A 543-nucleotide genomic window follows, 5' to 3' on the forward strand; every position below is an offset into this window, starting at 1 on the left:
GGGATGCCGCTTCCCATCGGAAATCAGGAGTGGCCGCCGCCGCACATCAAGCGCGAGCTACAGCTATACGAGCAGTGGGGAGCGTGGTACGCGGGCGACCCTGACCAACTCGCGCGGGTGTACGGCGCTGGCCAGGTGCACGGCATCGGGCTCGACCCGAAGGGGTGGGACCGGCCGCAGAAGGGTGTGACCGGGTTCGTGAACCGGGTCAGCCGCTGGTTCTGGGGAAGTCCGACGCCGGCCGGGCAGGTGCGCAGTACCAAGCTTCACATTCCGATCGCGGGCGATATCGCATCCACCAGCGCTGACTTGCTGTTCTCTGAACCTCCAACCCTCAAGGTGCCGGGCAAAACGTCGCAGAAGCGCATGGACAAGATCATGCATGATGCGGCCGTGTACGGCGCGCTCCTCGAGGCCGCGGAGATCGGCAGCGCGTACGGCGGCAGCTACATCCGGGTCGGCTGGGACGTCGAGATGTACGACCACCCGGTGCTCAGCGTTCTTCCGCCCGACAGTGCCATCCCGGAGTTCAGGTACGGCAGG

Annotated in this window: 1 protein-coding gene; it reads left to right on the forward strand. The window is 66.1% G+C overall.

The genetic code is table 11. The features are described 5' to 3' along the window. Positions 1–543 (forward strand): hypothetical protein (locus ABD844_RS52730; protein WP_344897846.1); only part of this gene is annotated, 543 nt, incomplete at both ends.

Origin of the sequence: Nonomuraea antimicrobica, assembly GCF_039536965.1 — a bacterium.
Classification (GTDB): Bacteria; Actinomycetota; Actinomycetes; order Streptosporangiales; family Streptosporangiaceae; genus Nonomuraea; species Nonomuraea antimicrobica.